The sequence below is a fragment of the Pantoea sp. 1.19 genome (genome assembly GCF_001922585.1).
GTDB lineage: Bacteria > Pseudomonadota > Gammaproteobacteria > Enterobacterales > Enterobacteriaceae > 1-19.
In genome coordinates this window covers 14,939-31,836 of the sequence record NZ_MRBS01000011.1, presented here as the reverse complement: position 1 = coordinate 31,836, position 16,898 = coordinate 14,939, and the positions used below count along the sequence as shown (strand labels likewise).

The 16,898-nt window shown below is 62.8% G+C and carries 15 protein-coding genes and 1 pseudogene; 9 read left to right on the top strand and 7 right to left on the bottom strand.

All coding sequences use genetic code 11. The features are described 5' to 3' along the window. Positions 1-8: 8 nt before the first annotated feature. Positions 9-1,328 carry a nucleobase:cation symporter-2 family protein gene (locus tag BS626_RS16565; RefSeq protein WP_075183492.1) on the top strand — a complete coding sequence of 440 codons (1,320 nt, stop codon included), beginning with the start codon at positions 9-11 and terminating at the stop codon, positions 1,326-1,328. 38 nt (positions 1,329-1,366) lie between these two features. Here BS626_RS16565 and BS626_RS16560 read toward each other — a convergent pair whose 3' ends face one another. The 3 genes from BS626_RS16560 to BS626_RS16550 all read right to left on the bottom strand — a co-directional run bounded on the left by BS626_RS16560 (position 1,367) and on the right by BS626_RS16550 (position 3,997). Further along, positions 1,367-1,846, bottom strand: a complete 480-nt coding sequence (locus BS626_RS16560; protein WP_139308849.1) for a molecular chaperone — start codon at positions 1,844-1,846, stop codon at positions 1,367-1,369. A 220-nt stretch (positions 1,847-2,066) separates the two neighbouring features. Then, positions 2,067-2,849 (bottom strand): amidohydrolase, encoded by a 783-nt coding sequence (locus tag BS626_RS16555; RefSeq protein ID WP_075183490.1) that lies wholly within the window; start codon positions 2,847-2,849, stop codon positions 2,067-2,069. After that, a complete protein-coding gene (locus BS626_RS16550; RefSeq protein ID WP_075183489.1) occupies positions 2,837-3,997 on the bottom strand; it encodes a pyridoxal phosphate-dependent aminotransferase in 1,161 nt (386 codons plus the stop codon). The genes BS626_RS16555 and BS626_RS16550 overlap by 13 nt, the downstream gene beginning before the upstream one ends. A gap of 139 nt (positions 3,998-4,136) precedes the next feature. On the opposite strand from BS626_RS16550, the gene BS626_RS16545 reads away from it, so the two are divergent. The 3 genes from BS626_RS16545 to BS626_RS16535 are packed head-to-tail and all read left to right on the top strand — an operon-like array spanning position 4,137 to position 5,970. Then, positions 4,137-4,745, top strand: a complete 609-nt coding sequence (locus tag BS626_RS16545) for a methylthioribulose 1-phosphate dehydratase (protein ID WP_075183488.1) — start codon at positions 4,137-4,139, stop codon at positions 4,743-4,745. Then, positions 4,742-5,431 carry an acireductone synthase gene (gene mtnC / locus BS626_RS16540; protein WP_075183487.1) on the top strand — a complete coding sequence of 230 codons (690 nt, stop codon included), beginning with the start codon at positions 4,742-4,744 and terminating at the stop codon, positions 5,429-5,431. The genes BS626_RS16545 and mtnC overlap by 4 nt, the downstream gene beginning before the upstream one ends. Next, positions 5,428-5,970, top strand: coding sequence for an acireductone dioxygenase (locus BS626_RS16535; protein ID WP_075183486.1), 543 nt, complete (start codon positions 5,428-5,430; stop codon positions 5,968-5,970). Before mtnC ends, BS626_RS16535 begins: the two co-directional genes overlap by 4 nt. A 36-nt stretch (positions 5,971-6,006) precedes the next feature. On the opposite strand, the gene BS626_RS16530 is transcribed toward BS626_RS16535, so the two are convergent. Both BS626_RS16530 and BS626_RS16525 read right to left on the bottom strand, forming a co-directional pair. Then, entirely contained in the window at positions 6,007-7,335 is a 1,329-nt protein-coding gene (locus BS626_RS16530) for an SGNH/GDSL hydrolase family protein (RefSeq protein ID WP_083615983.1), read from the bottom strand. Positions 7,336-7,481: 146 nt separating this feature from the next. Continuing rightward, positions 7,482-8,393 (bottom strand): LysR family transcriptional regulator, encoded by a 912-nt coding sequence (locus tag BS626_RS16525; protein ID WP_075183484.1) that lies wholly within the window; start codon positions 8,391-8,393, stop codon positions 7,482-7,484. Positions 8,394-8,674: 281 nt separating this feature from the next. Between BS626_RS16525 and BS626_RS16520 the strand changes: the two genes are divergently transcribed. The 4 genes and pseudogenes from BS626_RS16520 to abgT all read left to right on the top strand — a co-directional run bounded on the left by BS626_RS16520 (position 8,675) and on the right by abgT (position 11,993). Further along, the gene (locus BS626_RS16520) at positions 8,675-9,991 is read left to right on the top strand and encodes an amidohydrolase (protein ID WP_075183483.1); all 1,317 of its coding nucleotides are present in this window, start codon (positions 8,675-8,677) and stop codon (positions 9,989-9,991) included. Then, a pseudogene (locus tag BS626_RS16515) lies at positions 9,988-10,281 on the top strand (amidohydrolase); the annotation flags it as partial. The gene BS626_RS16520 and the pseudogene BS626_RS16515, both read left to right, overlap by 4 nt. A gap of 18 nt (positions 10,282-10,299) precedes the next feature. Next, positions 10,300-10,440 carry a hypothetical protein gene (locus tag BS626_RS18660; RefSeq protein ID WP_170870480.1) on the top strand — a complete coding sequence of 47 codons (141 nt, stop codon included), beginning with the start codon at positions 10,300-10,302 and terminating at the stop codon, positions 10,438-10,440. Between the two features lie 29 nt (positions 10,441-10,469). Next, positions 10,470-11,993, top strand: coding sequence for a p-aminobenzoyl-glutamate transporter (gene abgT / locus BS626_RS16510; protein WP_075183482.1), 1,524 nt, complete (start codon positions 10,470-10,472; stop codon positions 11,991-11,993). A 16-nt stretch (positions 11,994-12,009) separates the two neighbouring features. Here abgT and mtnA read toward each other — a convergent pair whose 3' ends face one another. Beyond that, positions 12,010-13,029, bottom strand: coding sequence for an S-methyl-5-thioribose-1-phosphate isomerase (mtnA, locus tag BS626_RS16505; protein ID WP_075183481.1), 1,020 nt, complete (start codon positions 13,027-13,029; stop codon positions 12,010-12,012). Between the two features lie 116 nt (positions 13,030-13,145). Between mtnA and mtnK the strand changes: the two genes are divergently transcribed. Further along, on the top strand, positions 13,146-14,345 hold the full coding sequence (gene mtnK / locus BS626_RS16500) for an S-methyl-5-thioribose kinase (RefSeq protein WP_075183480.1): 1,200 nt from the start codon (positions 13,146-13,148) through the stop codon (positions 14,343-14,345). A 67-nt stretch (positions 14,346-14,412) separates the two neighbouring features. On the opposite strand, the gene fadE is transcribed toward mtnK, so the two are convergent. Further along, complete coding sequence (fadE, locus tag BS626_RS16495) at positions 14,413-16,887, bottom strand: acyl-CoA dehydrogenase FadE (protein ID WP_075183515.1); 2,475 nt, start codon at positions 16,885-16,887, stop codon at positions 14,413-14,415. Positions 16,888-16,898: the final 11 nt, after the last annotated feature.

Sequence of the window (16,898 nt, the reverse complement as noted above, 5' to 3'; positions counted from 1 at the left end):
TCCCACTTATGAGCGTCAGGCCAGAAGATACGCGTTATCCGGCAGGGACCACCTTTGCCTGGGGATTACAGCACGTGCTCACCATGTACGGCGGCATCATTGCCCCTCCGCTGATTATCGGCACGGCGGCCGGCCTGGACAGCGCGCAGATTGGCCTGCTGGTCACCGCCGCGCTGTTCGTCAGCGGCTGTGCCACGCTGCTGCAGGCGCTGGGGTTGCCCGGTCTGGGCGCCCGGCTGCCGCTGGTGCAGGGGGTCTCCTTTGCCAGCGTCGCGACGCTGGTCTCGATTGCCAGCAGCGGCGGTGGGTTACCCACGGTGTACGGAGCGATCATCGTCTCGGCGCTGGCGGGGTTGCTGATCGCGCCGTTTTTTGCCCATGTCATCCGTTTCTTTCCGCCGGTGGTCACCGGCACGGTGATCGCGGTAATTGGCCTGTCGCTCATGCCGGTGGCGGCGCGCTGGGCAATGGGGGGGCACCCCTCATCCCCGGACTGGGGAGCACCGCACAATATCGGCCTCGCAGGGCTGGTGCTGGCGGCAATCCTGCTGCTTAACAAGGTCGGCGGCGCGGCGCTGAAGCGGCTGTCGGTGCTGCTGGCTATGGTGCTGGGTACCCTGTGGGCCGCCCTGCAGGGAGACGCCGATTTTGCCGCGGTTGGCGACGGCGCCTGGCTGGCACTGCCGGGCGTACTGACTTTCGGCGAGCCGAGCTTTGATCTGGCCGCCAGCGTCTCGATGTTGCTGATTGTGCTGGTGCTGCTCACCGAAACCACCGCCGGGCTGATTGCCATCGGCGAGATTGTTGAAACCGGAGTGGACAGTAAGCGCATTGCCGCCGGGCTGCGTGCCGATATGCTCACCAGCGCGCTGGCTCCGCTGTTTAACTCGTTCCCACAGAGCGCCTTTGCACAAAATATCGGTCTGGTGGCGATGACCGGCATTAAAAGCCGCTTTGTGGTGGCCGCCGGCGGCGGAATTTTGATCGTGCTGGGGCTGCTGCCGGTGCTGGGGCGTCTGGTGGCGGCTATCCCGCTACCGGTGCTGGGGGGAGCGGGGGTGGTGCTGTTTGGTACCGTAGCGGCCAGCGGGATCCGCACGCTGGCAAAAGTGAACTACAAAGACAACATGAACCTGGTGATTGTCGCCACCGCGATGGCCTTCGGCATGATCCCGATCGTGATGCCAACCTTTTACGATCGCTTTCCCGGCTGGGTGCAGACGCTGTTTCACTCCGGCATCAGCGCCACCTGCCTGGTCTCCGTGGCGCTTAACCTGCTGTTTAACGCGCGTCGCCGTCGACTCGCGCCGCGCCGCGCGGATCGCTAAGCGCTGCATTAGCGGTCAGGGAAGGGGCTGGGCCAGCCTCACAGCACGGTACTGCCGCGGGTGACCGCGCCCTGCCCGGTCACGTATGACCAGTTCACCCGATCGCCCGCGACCGGTGCACCGGCCTTCAGCGTAAACCGCACTGCAGCATAGGGGGCCACCCAGGTTTCGCGGAAGTCGGTGCGTTGGCCAGCATGCAGTAGCGAGACGGAACCCAGCGCAATCATCGCCGCGCCGTGATTGCGGGCAACCAGAGCGTCGCCGTCAACGCTCCAGCTGAGCGGGGCGTCGGCCGGGTCACTCGCTCTGCGCGGCGTATCGATGCGATAAAATACCGGGGAGGCATCGCGCAAGGTCGCCGGTTGACGCACCGCTGTCGCCGGACGCACTGAAACGATCGGCCGCTCCGTCAGTACCGGCGTGAACGCCAGTGCAGGGAGGCCTGCGCCGACCACCGGCGGGCTCCCCCCCAGTAGCAGGAATAACCCGATAACGTACTGTGCTGAAGCATCTGACATGAGCGTGACCCGTTCGTTAAAAGAGGCGGCGGCGTTGTTGACCGCCGGCCCGGCAATGTGCAGGGGTCAGCTTAACGATCGTCGGTGAAAACGTCCGCTGAGGTTTTATCGCGTTTTCTTATTTTCCGTTGTTTTTTAATTCCCGTGCCGCCGTGGGGAGTCGGGGCGTCGATAATTCCGCCCGGGGAAGCGGCCCCGCCGCCGGGCGGCGGGGGCACAATCAGAGGCCGTCGCGCTGCAGGGTAAACGCATCGGCATCGCGCCAGGCCGGGAAGCGCTCGCGCAAAGCCTGCAGTTCGCTCAGCGACAGTTCGGCTTCCAGACGGGCAGGCTGAAACGGCTCGCTGCTGGCCAGCGTCTCGCCCTGCGGAGCGAAAATGCGGCTATCGCCGCTGTAGCGCAGGCCATTTTCATCCTCGCCAACCCGGTTGCAGCCTACCACATAGCTTTGGTTTTCGATCGCGCGCGCCAGCAGCAGCGATTGCCAGGCCAGCGTGCGCGCGGCCGGCCAGTTGGCGACCCATATTGCCAGATCGTAATCGTTGCGGTTGCGGGCGAACACGGGAAAGCGCAGGTCATAACAGATTTGCGGCAGGATGCGCCAGCCGCGCCAGTGGATCACCACGCGCTGCTGGCCGGCCCGGTAATGGTGGTGCTCTTCACCCATGCGGAACAGATGGCGCTTATCATAGCGATGCACCACCCCGTCGGGCTGCACCAGTAAAAAGCGGTTCACCGCGCCGCCGTCGATTTGCAGCGCCACGCTGCCGCCGATCAGCGCCCGGGTGCGCGCCGCGTGACCGTGCAGCCAGGCAATCACGTCGGTCTCCGGCAGCGACTGGGTGGCCGCCTGCATGGCAAAGCCGGTGGTGAACATTTCCGGCAGGATAATCAGATCGCGCTGGTCAATTGCCGCCAGCAGGTGGTCAAAATGGCGCAGATTGGCCTCGCCGTCCATCCACGCCAGCGGCGCCTGTAATACGGTTACCGTTAAAGTTGACATAGTCGCTCCGCGGCAGCATCCAGCGTCGCATCACGTTTAGCAAAGCACAGCCGGATCAGCTTATGGGGGAAAGGGCCGGCGCAAAATACCGACAGCGGAATCGCCGCCACGCCGATCTTGGTGGTCAGCCAGCGGCAAAACGCCACGTCGTCCAGATCGGACACGGCGCTGTAGTCGGCCAGCAGAAAATAGGTGCCGTCGCACGGCAGCAGCCGCAGGCGACTGGCCGACAGCGCGCGCACAAAGCGATCGCGCCGGGCACGATAAAATGCCGGCAGTTCGCGATAGTGCGCCGGCTCGTCGCGCAGCATGTCGGCCATGGCCAGCTGCGCTGGCGTATTAACTGAGAACGTCAGGTACTGATGCACTTTGCGCACCTCGGCGCTAAGCGCCGGCGGCGCTATGCAGTAGCCCACTTTCCAGCCGGTCATATGAAAGGTTTTGCCAAACGACGACACGGCCATGGCGCGCGCGCGCAGGCCGGGGTGGGCCAGCACGCTCTGGTGCCCCTGTGGGGTAAAGCAGATGTGTTCATACACCTCGTCGCTCAGCACCCAAATCGGCCGCGCGGCGATCGCCTGCCACAGCGCCTGGAAATCCTCTGCCTGCCAGACGGTAGCCGTGGGGTTGTGCGGAGTGTTGACGATAACCAGCCGGGTTTGCGCGTTGAGCAGCGCGGCAAACGCCGCCCAGTCCGGGCGAAACGCCGGCGGCTGCAGGGCGATGCGCCGCAGCGTCCCGCCGGCCAGCGTCACCGCCGGGGCATAGCTGTCATAGCTGGGATCAAAACAGATAACCTCATCTCCCGGCCGCACCAGTGCGGTGATGGCGGCGTAGAGGGCTTCGGTGGCGCCGGCGGTCACCGTTATCTCCGTCTCCGCGTCGGGACGCCAGCCGATTAGCCCGGCCGTTTTATCGGCAATCGCCGCGCGCAGCGGCGCAACGCCGGTCATCGGCGCATACTGATTGGCTCCCTGGCTGACGTGATACGCCAGCCGCGCCTGCAGATGGGCGGGGCCATCAAAATCCGGGAATCCCTGTGACAGATTGATGGCCTGATGCTGCTGAGCCAGCGCGCTCATCTGGCTAAAAATGGTGGTGCCCAGCGCGGGCAGCTTGCTGTCGGGCAGCAGCGGGGTCTCGCTCATGCGAAGTGATCCTTGCGGCAAAACGTGAAGAGCTCGCGGCTCGTGTTGCTGCCACTATAACGGCGATGCTAGACTCTGGCAATCAAGACGCTTAGACGTCTATATCCGTATTCCGCATAACCTTATCGCAAGGGGCAAGATGAGCGCACAACGTGAACAGCTGGTGGCGGCCTGCCACTGGATTGGGGCCAAAGGCTGGGCGCCGGCAACCGGCGGCAACATGTCGCTGCGGCAGGATGCGGAAAGCTGTCTGCTGACCGCCTCCGGTCTCGATAAAGGGACGCTGACGATCGATGATTTTGTCGAAGTCCGCCTGGCAGACAACCGCGTCACCGGCGGGCGGCGACCGTCGGCCGAAACCGGTTTGCATACCCTCATCTACCGTCGCTATCCTGAGGTAGGGGCGATTTTGCATACCCATTCGGTGAACGCCACCGTACTGTCGCGCCTCTGTCGCGACGAAGCGCTGGTGCTGCAGGGCTATGAGATGCAAAAAAGCCTCAGCGGTCAGCAAAGCCATCTTGATCCAGTGGCAATCCCGCTGTTTGATAACGACCAGGATATTGACGCGCTGGCCGCGCGTATCGCCCGGCGCGCCGACAGCGAACCGCTACGCTACGGTTTTCTGCTGCGCGGCCACGGCCTCACCTGCTGGGGCCGCGACGTACAGGAAGCCCGCCGCCATCTGGAAGGGCTGGAGTTTTTGTTTCAGTGTGAAGTACAACTGCGCCTGCTGGAGGGCCAATGATACGCGCTATCGTGACCGATATTGAAGGAACCACCAGCGATATTCGCTTTGTGCACGACGTGCTGTTCCCCTTCGCCCGTGAGCACCTTGCCGATTTTATTCAGCAGCAGCACGCCGAGCCGGCCGTGCGTCAGGCACTGGACGATCTGCGCGCCGAACTGGGCGAGCCGCAGGCCGACAGCCAGCGGCTGATCGCTGCCCTCAGGCAATTTATGGATGAAGATCGCAAATCGACCGCGCTCAAGGCCCTGCAGGGGATGATCTGGCGCGATGGCTACCTGAGCGGCCAGTTTACCGGTCACCTCTATGCCGACGTGCTGCCGGCACTGCAGGCGTGGCGCGGGCAGGGAATCGATCTCTACGTCTACTCATCCGGTTCGGTGGCGGCGCAGAAGCTGCTGTTTGGCTACAGCGACGCAGGGGATATTACGCCGCTGTTCACCGGCTATTTTGATACCCACGTCGGCGCCAAGCGCGAGGTGAGCGCCTACCGCACCATTGCCGACCGGCTGGCGCTGTCGCCGGCCTCGCTACTGTTTTTATCGGATATTCATCAGGAGCTGGACGCAGCGCGGGAAGCCGGCTGGCACACACTCCAGCTGATTCGCGGCGAGGCGGACGCGCGCAGTACGCATCGCCAGGTCAGCGGGTTCGATCAGATACAACCGGAGGACGTCACCCCATGAGTGCACTGACCATTTTTTCCGATACGGATGCCACCGTCCCGACGTTTCACGCCACCGATCCAGAGGCCATCCGGGCGCAGCTGAACGCCAAAGGCGTGCGCTTCGAGCGCTGGCAGGCCGACCGCGATCTGGGAGAGGATCCGCAGCCGGAGGCGGTGCTGCGCGCCTATCAGCACGCCATCGACCGCCTGGTGGCGGAGCAGGGTTATCAGAGCTGGGACGTGATCAGCATGCGCGCCGATCATCCGCAAAAGACCGCGCTACGCAGCAAATTTTTATCTGAACATACCCACGGTGAAGATGAGGTGCGTTTCTTTGTGGAAGGGGCCGGGCTATTCTGCCTGCACCTTGACGGCCACGTCTGGCAGATCCTGTGTGAAAAAAATGATCTGATCTCCGTACCGGCCGGCACCCCGCACTGGTTTGATATGGGATCGCAGCCGCACTTTACCGCGATTCGCATCTTTGATAATCCGGAAGGGTGGGTGGCCCGCTTCACCGGCGATAGCATCGCCGATGCCTATCCGCGCCTGCCGTGATCGGCAGCCCCCTCCCGCTGCCGGGAGGGGGGAGGATCAGTGACTGTCGCTGAGCAACTCACCCAGCTCCTGCCAGACCGCATCCCCCAGGATGCGGTGCGTGGCGGTCGTGGGATGCATCTTATCCCAGAACATAAAGCGCGCATTATCCCGGACGCAGGCCGGCGATGGCGTTTGCGGTGCGATGTACGGCAGACTGCTGTTGCCGACGTTGAGGCAGGCGTTCTGGACATCTGTTAAGCCGAAGCGGGCGCTGTCGTGCAGTACCTCATCGAGGATGCGATCGGTATGCAGCGTCAGGAAAGTGCTGGCGGGATAGCGTTGACGCAGATCCTCCAGTAGCCGGTCCAGCAGCAGATTAAAACGAACCGATCGGTCAGCAAGCTGACTTTTCTCCTGCGTCGTCCTGTTTGCCACCGCCGGCACGATGGAAAAATCAGGCAGTCGGAAAATCGCCACCGTTTTGGCACCGCCGTCCGCCAGGCGAATCAGCGCCTGTTGATAATTTTCCAACACCTGTTCCGGGCTTTTTCCGCCGGTGACAAAATCGTTACCGCCAACGAAGACAAAAAATAAGCTGTTATCGATATTGTAATGGTTGGCATAGGCTCGATAGCTGAAAAAATTATCTACCTGGCTCACCAGAGACGGAAAAAACGACTTATCACCGCTCTCTGAATTCGCCGAGGCCCAGATATAGCTGGGAATGTGGCTCAGGTTATTAGCGATATACTCATGCCAGACCGGCCCGTTGCTGAAGTGACCCAGATACCAGCTCTTGTTTTGTGGCATCGCGCCGAACGTGGCGTTATACAGATTAATCGTATCGGAGAGGCTGTCACCGAAGACGATCATACGGTCAAACACCGATTTCCCCAGTTTAACCGTCGGCGGCTTGGGATTTTCATTCCAGAAGGTGTAATACCAGGACTGGGAGCCATTCCCGGCATAGGGGATCACATCAGTGGCCTGAATATGCTTTTGCTGAAGGCTAAACTGACATATTTCTTGCAGGCGCTGATAATTGACCTGGGTATAAAACATATTCGTGATGGGCAGCGAGCCGGCCCAGTGCCCCTTTACGATAGCCCAGGCGCTGGGCGTTTCGGTATGCACGGCCCAAATCCAGTCTGAGGCCGGATCGGTGCCGGCCGCCTGCGTTGTTTTTAACCGGTAAGCGCAGCGAATGTAGCTATAGTTAGGGCTCAGCATTCGCTGGCCGGTTCCCTTGTCCTCCATGGCCGGGGCGACCCGGGTCATCCCAATCCCGTCATCGGCGAAGGTAGCGTTGTCCTGCGACGGGCGCGTTGCCAGCGAAGGGACGGCAAAAGTGAGCAATAAAAGTGTAACAAGCGCGTGTTTCATGGTTTCCTGCCTCTCAGTGTTATGCCTGAGAGACCATCCTACGATTCAACGTGCGCTACGCATGAACGCCCGGTCAGGAGAAAAATCGGACGTGGCGCACGGCTGGCCGCGAAAACCGGCCGCGCCGACGGAGGTGTGCCTTGCGGTCAGGAGGCGATGCTGTCCCGACAGTGCTGACGAAACAGCTGCGCCAGGTACGCGCCCATCGGCGTCAGCGCGGTGTCGCGGCGCTGAATCAGATAAAAAGTGGCCTTGGGTAGCGGTTCATCCATCTCCAGCGCCACCAGGTTGCGGCCCATCACCGGATCGCTGATCACATCGCGCGATAAAATACTGACAAAATCACTCTGCGCAATCAGGCTGGTACAGGCCATAAAGGTTTCGCAGGTCACCACAATGGTTGGCCGAATCCCCTGCTGGGCGAAGCGGTCACCCAGCAGGCGATAATAGTTGCCTTTCGGCGTCGGCATGGTCCAGTCGCAGTGCAGCAGCTCGCGCAGCGCGCGCGCGCCCTGGCAGGGGTGGCCCTGCCGCACCACCACGCAGTATTCGCGCTGCATCAGCGGCTCAAAGGTCAGCTCCCGATCGTAATCGGTGCGGTCATGGGTGTTGAGAGTGAAATCCAGCGCGCCCTGCCGCAGTTCGGGGATCATCGATACCAGCTGGCCCTCAACAATTCGCACCCGCACATTGGGATAGGTCTGGTGAAAGCGCGTGATAACGTTTGGCATGATGGTGCGGGCAATACTGCCGCCGACGCCAATATTCACCTGGCCACCCGCCAGCCCCAGCCGCTGCTGGATCTCTTCCTGTGCCACCCGCAGTTCTTCCAACACCAGGCTGGCGTGACGATGAAAATGCTGGCCAATATCGGTCAGCTCTACGCCCTGCTGTCGGCGTAAAAACAGCCGGGCGCCCAGCACTGACTCCAGTTCCTGAATCGCTTTGGTCAGCGCCGGCTGCGACAGCCCCGACAGGCGGCTGGCGGCGCGAATGCTCCCGTGCTGGCTGACGGCGGTAAATGCGCGCAGCTGATGCAGTTTAATGCTGCCTGGCATAAGACCTCGTTGATAACTGCTGTTTATCGTAAAAAAGATATTGGCATCTTATGCAAATAAAAGACAGCGTGTAGCGTCGGCAGAAGATAATGTAGCGGCTCTCGCACAGGACGTATTCATTCAGCCCGTTGCCGCTGCGGAGGATTATTATTTTTCACCGCAGGCAATATTTTTTAATTATGGCTGTGAGCAGGGTCATAAAAGCTAACTATTTGTGATTTCTATCACGCTGTGCGGCGATGGCTGACGCAGATGACCAAACCGAGTCAGGAGAATTCCCTATGAAAACCCTCTCTTCACGCGTCGAGGCTTTATTTCCTCAGCTACAAAGCTGGCGACGAGATTTCCATTTTTATGCCGAACCGGGTTGGCAGGAATATCGCACGGCTACCCTCGTTGCCGATTATTTGCATCGTTTAGGTTATCAGCTGGCGCTGGGCCGCGCGGTAATCGATGCCTACGCGCGGATGGGGTTGCCGGATGCCGCCGCGCGGGCGGCACAGGAGACGCGGGCCCGTGAACAGGGGGCGCTGGCTGACTGGTTACCCCACTTCAGCGACGGCTTTTGCGGCGTGGTGGCCACGCTGGACACCGGCCGCCCGGGGCCGGTGCTGGCGTTTCGCGTCGATATGGACGCGCTGGATCTCTGCGAGCAGCAAAGCGACGATCACCGCCCCTGGCGAGAGGGATTTGCCTCCTGTAACCCGGAGGCGATGCACGCCTGCGCCCACGATGGACATACCGCAATAGGGCTTGGACTGGCCACGCTGCTGAAAGCCGCCGAGACGCAGCTGACCGGTACCATCAAGCTGATTTTTCAACCGGCAGAGGAGGGCACGCGCGGGGCGAAGGCAATGGTCGCCGCGGGAGTGGTGGATGACGTCGATCTGTTTGTTGCCCTGCATATTGGTACCGGCGTGCCGGCCGGTGAACTGGTGTGCGGTGCCAGCCATTTTCTGGCAACGGAGAAATTGGATGTGACGTTTCACGGCGTGGCGGCGCACGCCGGCGCGCGGCCGGAAGAGGGACGCAATGCGCTGCTGGCGGCGGCGCAGGCGGCGCTGGCGCTGCATACTCTGCCGCAGCACGGCGCTGGCAGCGCGCGCGTTAACGTTGGCGTCCTGCAGGCCGGCAGCGGGCGCAACGTGGTCGCCGATCGCGCCACCCTGAAGCTGGAAACCCGCGGCGCCAGCAACGCCATTAATCAGGCGCTGGGGACGCGCGCGCGCGCGGTTATTGCCGCCGCCGCCGCGATGTATGGCGTCCGGCACGAAATACGGGAGATGGGCGCCGCCGAGTGTAGCCAGCCGTCGTCCGACTGGGTGGCGTTTATTGCCGGACTGGCCGGTGAGGTGGAGGCGAACGTCTCGGTCGTGGCCGACAGCGCACGCGGCGCGGGATCGGAAGATGCCACCTGCTTTATGGCGCGGGTGATGCAGCGCGGCGGCCGTGCCACCTACCTGATTTTTGGCTGCGGGCTGGCGGCCGGTCACCATCACCCACGGTTTGATTTTGACGAGCGGGTCATGGCGACCGCGGTCGAGACCCTCACCCTGCTGGCGCATCGCGCCGGTGATTTTGCTCCGGAGGGCGCATGAACTTCGCCCCCGAAACGCTGATTCCGGCCTTTTTACAGCAGCATCAGGCGCGCTTCAGCGCCCTCAGTGACGCCATCTGGGCCACGCCGGAGACGCGCTTTTGCGAAACCCGCTCATCTGCGCGGCTGGCGGATACGCTGGAACAGGCCGGTTTTGCCGTGACGCGCGGCGTGGGCGGAATGGCAACGGCGTTTATCGCCAGCGTCGGCAGCGGTAGCCCGATCCTCGCTATCCTGGGAGAGTTTGACACGCTGGCCGGCATGAGCCAGCAGGCCGGGGGTGCGGAACCGCTGGCGCATAAAGGGTAGATGCTGGCCGCCGGCGTGATGGCGCTGACCGCGGCGGCGCGGCTGGCGGCCTGCCGCGCGGAGTTTGAGGTCTGGCGTCAGCAACATCCCTATGAGAACCCGATCCCGGCCGCGGTGATGCCGTCGCCGCTCGCGCCCTGATATCACCGCTATCCACGAGGAGAATCCCCATGAGTGACGCCGCAACGCCGCGGGCCACCCCGCCGGGCAAAGTGTTCAGCTGGATCGAGCGGGTGGGAAATACCATCCCCAATCCGTTTTTACTGTTTGTGTATCTGATCGTCGCGCTAATGGTGGCCACGGCAATCATCAGCGGCCTGGGGCTGGCGGTAAAAAATCCCGCCAGCGGTGAGTTGGTCACGGTTAACAATTTGCTCAGCGTGGCCGGGCTGCAGTGGATGCTGCCTAATATCATCAAGAACTTCAGCGGGTTTGCTCCGCTGGGAGCGATCCTGGCGCTGGTGATTGGGGCCGGGCTGGCGGAGAAGGTCGGGCTGCTGCAGGCGCTGATGGTGAAAATGGCCTCGCGGGTTAATCGCCGCTATGCCAGCTACATGGTGCTGTTTATCGCCTTCTTCAGCCACATCTCCTCGGACGCGGCGCTGGTGGTGATGCCGCCGCTCGGGGCGCTGATTTTTCTCGCCGTGGGTCGCCATCCGGTGGCCGGGCTGCTGGCGGCGATAGCCGGCGTGGCTTCCGGCTTTACCGCCAACCTGCTTATCGTGACCACCGATGTGCTGCTGTCGGGGATCAGCAGCGAGGCGGCGAAAGCGGTAAGCCATACGCTGCACGTGAGCGTGATCGACAACTGGTACTTTATGGCCAGCTCGGTGATTGTGCTGACGCTAGCGGGCGCGATCCTGACCGATCGCTATGTGGAGCCGCGCCTGCCGGCGTGGCAGGGCGGCGACGGCGAGCCGCTGCCGCCGCTGACGCCGCTGGAGCAGCGCGGCCTGAAGGTCGCCGGTGCGGCGGGGGCGCTGTTTATTGCGCTGGTGGCGCTGCTGGTAGTGCCCTCGGGGGCTCCGCTGCGCGATCCGCTGACCGATACGGTGATCCCGTCGCCGTTTATCCAAGGCATCGTACCGCTGATTATTCTGTTCTTTTTTGTGGTCGCCATCGCCTGGGGCGTCGCCACGCGGCAGATCCGGCGCGCGGACGACGTGCCGGCGCTGCTGGTCGATCCGATGAAAAGCATGGCCGGTTTTATCGTCATGGTATTTCCGCTGTCGCAGTTCGTGGCGTTCTTTAACTGGAGCAACATGGGCAAATTCATGGCCATCGGCCTGACCGATCTGTTGGAGTCGGCGGGGGTCAGCGGCGCGCCGGCGTTTATCGGCCTGATGTTTTTGTCGGCGTTTCTGTGCATGTTTATCGCCAGCGGTTCGGCGATTTGGTCGATTCTGGCACCGGTGTTTGTGCCGATGTTCGTGCTGCTGGGCTTTCATCCCGCCTTTGCGCAGATGATCTTCCGCATCGCCGACTCGGCGGTGCTGCCGCTGTCGCCGCTGTCGCCGTTTTTACCGCTGTTTCTCGGCTATTTGCAGCGCTACCAGCGCGATGCGCAGCTCGGCACCTACTACCGGCTGATCTTCCCCTATCCGCTGGTGTTTTTTAGCGTCTGGCTGGTGTTGCTGCTGGCCTGGTATGCGTCCGGACTGCCGATTGGGCCGGGGGTGTATCCCCGGCTGTAGGGCGCCTGGCGTGAGGTCATGGCCGGAACGCGCCGGCCTGCACCTGCGCCGGCGTCACCACGCCGCTGTCCAGCACCCAGCCGCTGATCAGCGCGGCGGGGGTGACGTCAAACGCCGGGTTATACACTGGGGTGCTCGCAGGGGCCCACTGCACGTGGCCAAAGCTGCCGGCCACGCCGGTAACTTCGCTGGCGGCGCGCTGCTCAATTGGAATGGCGTTGCCATCCGGACAGGCGCGATCGAGCGTGGTTTGCGGCGCCGCGACGTAGAATGGCACGCCGTGATAATGCGCCAGCACCGCCAGGCTGTAGGTACCGATCTTATTGGCCACATCGCCATTGGCGGCAATGCGGTCGGCGCCCACCCACACCGCATCCACCTCACCGCGCGCCATCAGGCTGGCGGCCATTGAGTCGGTAATGAGCCGCAGCGGTACGCCCAGTTCGCCCAGCTCCCACGCGGTCAGCCGTCCGCCCTGCAGCAGCGGCCGGGTCTCCCCCACCCACACCTGCGCGATGCGTCCCTGCTGATGCGCGCGCGCAATCACCCCGAGCGCGGTGCCAACGCCGGCGGTTGCCAGGCCACCGGTATTGCAGTGGGTCAGCAGGCGGCTACCGGGCGGCACCAGCGGCAGGCCGGCGTCAGCGATGCGTTCGCACAGCGCATTATCCTCCGCCACCAGCCGCAGCGCCTCGTTAACCAGCGCACTGACGTGATCCGCTGCCGCCAGCGCGGCCTTCATCCGATCGAGGTTATTCATCAAATTGACGGCGGTGGGGCGCGCCGCGCGCAGCACCGTCAGCGCCTCGCTCAGGGCCGGTTTGGGCATTCCGCCTTCCGCCAGCAGCGCCAGCAGCAGGCTGGCGGAGAGGCCGATCAGCGGAGCGCCGCGCACCCGCAGGGTTTGGATGTGATCCACCAGGGTGGCGACGTCGGGGGTAGGGCACCAGATTTTTTGCTGTGGTAGCGCCTGCTGATCGAGGATCCACAGCTGGTTATCGCGGATCTGCAGGCTGGTGGTGGTCAGTGTTTGCATCGGGTGAAATCCTGGTTGCGTTGTGGCGAGGTATTGTGCCAACATGCAGAGCGGAAGTATAGACGTCTGAACGGCTTTTGTACCTGCGGGCATAACAAGAACAGAAGGGGTTGGCAATGTTGCAATACCGGACTTTTACCGCGGCGGACGCGGTTGACTGGGCCCGTCAGCACGGCGGTCTCAGCGATCCGTCCGTGCTGGTCGACGCGCGGGAGGTGGGAGATGGCAATTTAAACCTGGTGTTTAAAATTTTTGACGCCGCCGGCGTAAGCCGGATCATTGTTAAGCAGGCGCTGCCCTACGTACGCTGCGTCGGAGAGTCCTGGCCACTGACGCTGGATCGCGCCAGGCTGGAAGCGGAAACGCTGCGGGAACACGGCAAACATTGTCCGCAGCATACGGTTAACATCCTGCATTACGATCCCGCTCTGGCGGTGATGGTGATGGAAGATCTCAGCGATCATCAGATTTGGCGACGCGAGCTGGTCAAGGGCGTACATCATCCGCAGGCGGCGACGCAGCTGGGAGAGTATCTGGCGCAAGTGCTGTTTCACACCTCGGATTTTGTTCTGCCCCCGCATCAGAAAAAAGCGCAGGTCGCGCGCTTTCTTAACCCGGAGCTGTGCGAAATCACCGAAGACCTGTTCTTCAATGACCCCTATTGCGACCATCCGCGCAATGCCTGGCCGGCGGCGCTGGAGGCCGACGTGGGTGCGCTGCAACGCGATCTCTCCCTGAAGCAGGCGGTCGCCGGGTTGAAGCACCACTTCTTTGCCCACGCTGAAGCGCTGCTGCACGGTGATATTCACAGCGGCTCGATTTTTGTTAAACAGGGCAGTCTGAAGGCGATCGACGCCGAGTTCGGGTTTTTCGGCCCGATGGGTTTTGATATCGGCACCGCGTTGGGCAATCTGCTGCTCAACTACTGCGCGCTGCCGGGGCTGCTGGCCCCGCGCGAAGCGGCTGCGGCCCGGGAACAGCGCCTGCAGGACGTGCGCGATCTGTGGCTGACCTTTGCCAGCCGCTTCCTCGCGCTGGCCGAACAGCACACCCGCGACGCGGCGCTGGCCTGTCCCGGCTACGCGGCGCAGTTCCTGCAGAAGGTGTGGACTGATGCGCTGGGCTACTGCGGCACCGAACTGATCCGCCGCACCGTTGGCATGTCGCACGTGGCGGATATGCTCGACATTACCGACCCGGCGATGCGCACCGCCTGCATCGCGCACGCTATTCGCCTCGGCAAAACCCTAATCCTCGCCGCACCGCACGTGGCGGACTGCGACGCGCTGCTGGCCCGTATCCGTCAAAACGGCTAGGCCGCACGATAAAAAAAGCCCCCGCCCGTCAGGGCAGGGGCCGGCGTTGGCGCCGTGCAACCGGGGGTCAGGCCGCTTCGGTTTTACGTACCGCCGGGCTGAGCGCCGCGTCGTCCTGCGGCGTCGGCTGACGCTGCTGCGGCTGGGTGGCCAGCGCGTCGGGATCAAACTCATCCACATTAATGGTCCGCAGGCGGCTGGCTTCGGCTTTTTGCAGCACCGCGGCCTCGTCCTCGTTAATCCATCCCTCTTTCAGCGCGCGGGTAGCCAGTGCGTCCAGCCGGGTAAAGCTGAGGTTTTTCTTCAGCTGTTTGCACAGGCGGGTATGAATATCCTCCGCCGCCATGACGTCGCGCAGCGCCGCCTCCAGCTGGCCCATTGGGTTGTGCTCGCTGGGGGCCAGATACTGGCCGCGCCCCAGACGTGAGCGGGTCGCCGACGGGATCTGCAGGATCTTCGCCAGCTGGTGATCGAGACGATCCGACGGAGCCCGGCACAGCCGACCGCGCGGGAAGACGGCAAGACGCAGGGCGCCGGCTACCAGACGGTTGGGGAAGTTGCGCAGCAGATCGTCCATGGCGTTTTCCGCCTGCAGCAGCGCATCCTGCACGCCCCAGTGCACCAGCGGCAGATCCGCTTCATGGCGACCTTCGTCCTCATAGCGTTTCAGCGTTGCCGACGCCAGATAGAGCTGGCTCAGCACATCGCCAAGGCGGGCGGAGATGCGCTCGCGACGCTTCAGGCTGCCGCCCAGTACCGCCATCGACATGTCGGACAGCAGCGCCAGGTTGGCGCTCACGCGGTTCAGCTGCTGATAGTAGCGGCGGGTGTTGTCCCGCGTGGGGGAGGCGCTGGTGTAGCCGCCGGTCAGGCCCAGCCACAGGCTGCGCACCGCGCTGCTGCCGACGTAACCTATATGGCTGAACAACGCGCGGTCAAAAGCAGACAGGTTATTGCTCTGCGCGGCGGCCATCTCTTCTAGCACGTAAGGATGGCAGCGGATCGCGCCCTGGCCGAAGATGATCATGCTGCGGGTCAGGATATTGGCGCCTTCCACGGTGATGGCGATCGGCGCGCCCTGGTAGGCGCGGGCGAGGAAGTTGCTGTCGCCGAGCATAATGCCTTTACCGCCGGCGATATCCATAGCGTCAATGATCGCCCGCTGACCGCGGTGGGTGCAGTGATATTTGACGATGGCGGAGAGCACCGCCGGTTTTTCTCCCTGCATGATGCCGTAGGTGATCAGCGAGGCGGCAGCGTCCATTACGTAGGCGTTCCCGGCAATGCGCGCCAGCGGCTCTTCAATGCCTTCCATCTTGCCGATGGAGAGCTTGAACTGGCGGCGGATGTGCGCATAGGCGCCGGTAGCCAGCGCAATGCTTTTCAGGCTGCCGGTCGAATTGGAGGGCAGGGTAATACCGCGGCCTACCGACAGACACTCCACCAGCATCCGCCAGCCCTGACCGGCCATTTTCGGCCCGCCAATGATGTAGTCCAGAGGCACAAAAATGTCTTTGCCGCGGGTTGGGCCGTTCTGAAACGGCACGTTCAGCGGGAAGTGGCGCTGGCCAATCTCGACGCCCGGGGTATGAGTCGGGATCAGCGCACAGGTGATGCCCAGCTCCTCGGTATCGCCCAGCAGGCGATCCGGATCGGAGAGTTTAAACGCCAGCCCGAGCACGGTCGCCACCGGCGCCAGCGTAATGTAGCGTTTGTTCCAGGTGAGGCGCATACCCAGCACTTGCTCACCCTGCCACTCGCCCATGCATACCACGCCGGTATCCGGGATGGCGCCGGCGTCAGAGCCCGCCTCCGGGCTGGTCAGTGCAAAACAGGGGATCTCCTCCCCGCGCGCCAACCGTGGCAGGTAGTGATCTTTCTGCGCATCAGTACCGTAGTGCTGTAACAGTTCGCCCGGGCCGAGGGAGTTCGGCACGCCAACGGTAATGGCGAGGATCCCGGAGACGCCGGCCAGTTTTTGCAATACCTGCGCCTGCGCGTAGGCGGAAAATTCCAGCCCGCCGTACTCTTTCTTAATGATCATGGCGAAGAAGCGATGCTCTTTTAACCAGGCCCACAGCTCCGGCGGCATATCCGCCAGTTCATGGGTTATCTGAAAATCGTTTGCCATCCGGCAGGCTTCTTCCACCGGGCCGTCGAGGAATGCCCGCTCGGCTTCGGTCAGGCGCGGCTGCGGATAGTTGTGCAGCTTCTGCCAGTCCGGCTTGCCGCGAAACAGATCGCCTTCCCACCAGGTGGTACCGGCATCAATCGCCTCCTTCTCGGTACGCGACATCGGTGGCATCACCTTCTGGAAAGTGTGCAGTACCGGCGCAGAAAACATCGCGCGGCGCATGCGGGTAACATTGAACGGCAACAGAATAATCGCCAGCGGCAGCAGCACCCAGCCGGTCCACAGGCCGGCCGCCGCCAGCAGGGCGGTCCAGACAAGCAGGATCCCGCTGCTCAGCGCCAGGCTGACGCGGTGGTAAAAGAGGGCGGCAACCAGCGCGATCGTCGCAAGTAAACTGAGAACCAACATCATATCCGCTC

Coding starts and splice junctions, on each gene's coding strand:
- mtnA (WP_075183481.1), bottom strand. CDS start 13,029: ATGCAAACACTGACCACCACCAGCCTGCAGATCCGCGATAACCAGCTG.
- BS626_RS16535 (WP_075183486.1), top strand. CDS start 5,428: ATGAGTGCACTGACCATTTTTTCCGATACGGATGCCACCGTCCCGACG.
- BS626_RS16545 (WP_075183488.1), top strand. CDS start 4,137: ATGAGCGCACAACGTGAACAGCTGGTGGCGGCCTGCCACTGGATTGGG.
- fadE (WP_075183515.1), bottom strand. CDS start 16,887: ATGTTGGTTCTCAGTTTACTTGCGACGATCGCGCTGGTTGCCGCCCTC.
- mtnC (WP_075183487.1), top strand. CDS start 4,742: ATGATACGCGCTATCGTGACCGATATTGAAGGAACCACCAGCGATATT.
- BS626_RS16565 (WP_075183492.1), top strand. CDS start 9: ATGAGCGTCAGGCCAGAAGATACGCGTTATCCGGCAGGGACCACCTTT.
- BS626_RS18660 (WP_170870480.1), top strand. CDS start 10,300: ATGCTGGCCGCCGGCGTGATGGCGCTGACCGCGGCGGCGCGGCTGGCG.
- BS626_RS16530 (WP_083615983.1), bottom strand. CDS start 7,335: ATGAAACACGCGCTTGTTACACTTTTATTGCTCACTTTTGCCGTCCCT.
- BS626_RS16525 (WP_075183484.1), bottom strand. CDS start 8,393: ATGCCAGGCAGCATTAAACTGCATCAGCTGCGCGCATTTACCGCCGTC.
- BS626_RS16550 (WP_075183489.1), bottom strand. CDS start 3,997: ATGAGCGAGACCCCGCTGCTGCCCGACAGCAAGCTGCCCGCGCTGGGC.
- BS626_RS16520 (WP_075183483.1), top strand. CDS start 8,675: ATGAAAACCCTCTCTTCACGCGTCGAGGCTTTATTTCCTCAGCTACAA.
- BS626_RS16560 (WP_139308849.1), bottom strand. CDS start 1,846: ATGTCAGATGCTTCAGCACAGTACGTTATCGGGTTATTCCTGCTACTG.
- abgT (WP_075183482.1), top strand. CDS start 10,470: ATGAGTGACGCCGCAACGCCGCGGGCCACCCCGCCGGGCAAAGTGTTC.
- BS626_RS16555 (WP_075183490.1), bottom strand. CDS start 2,849: ATGTCAACTTTAACGGTAACCGTATTACAGGCGCCGCTGGCGTGGATG.
- mtnK (WP_075183480.1), top strand. CDS start 13,146: ATGTTGCAATACCGGACTTTTACCGCGGCGGACGCGGTTGACTGGGCC.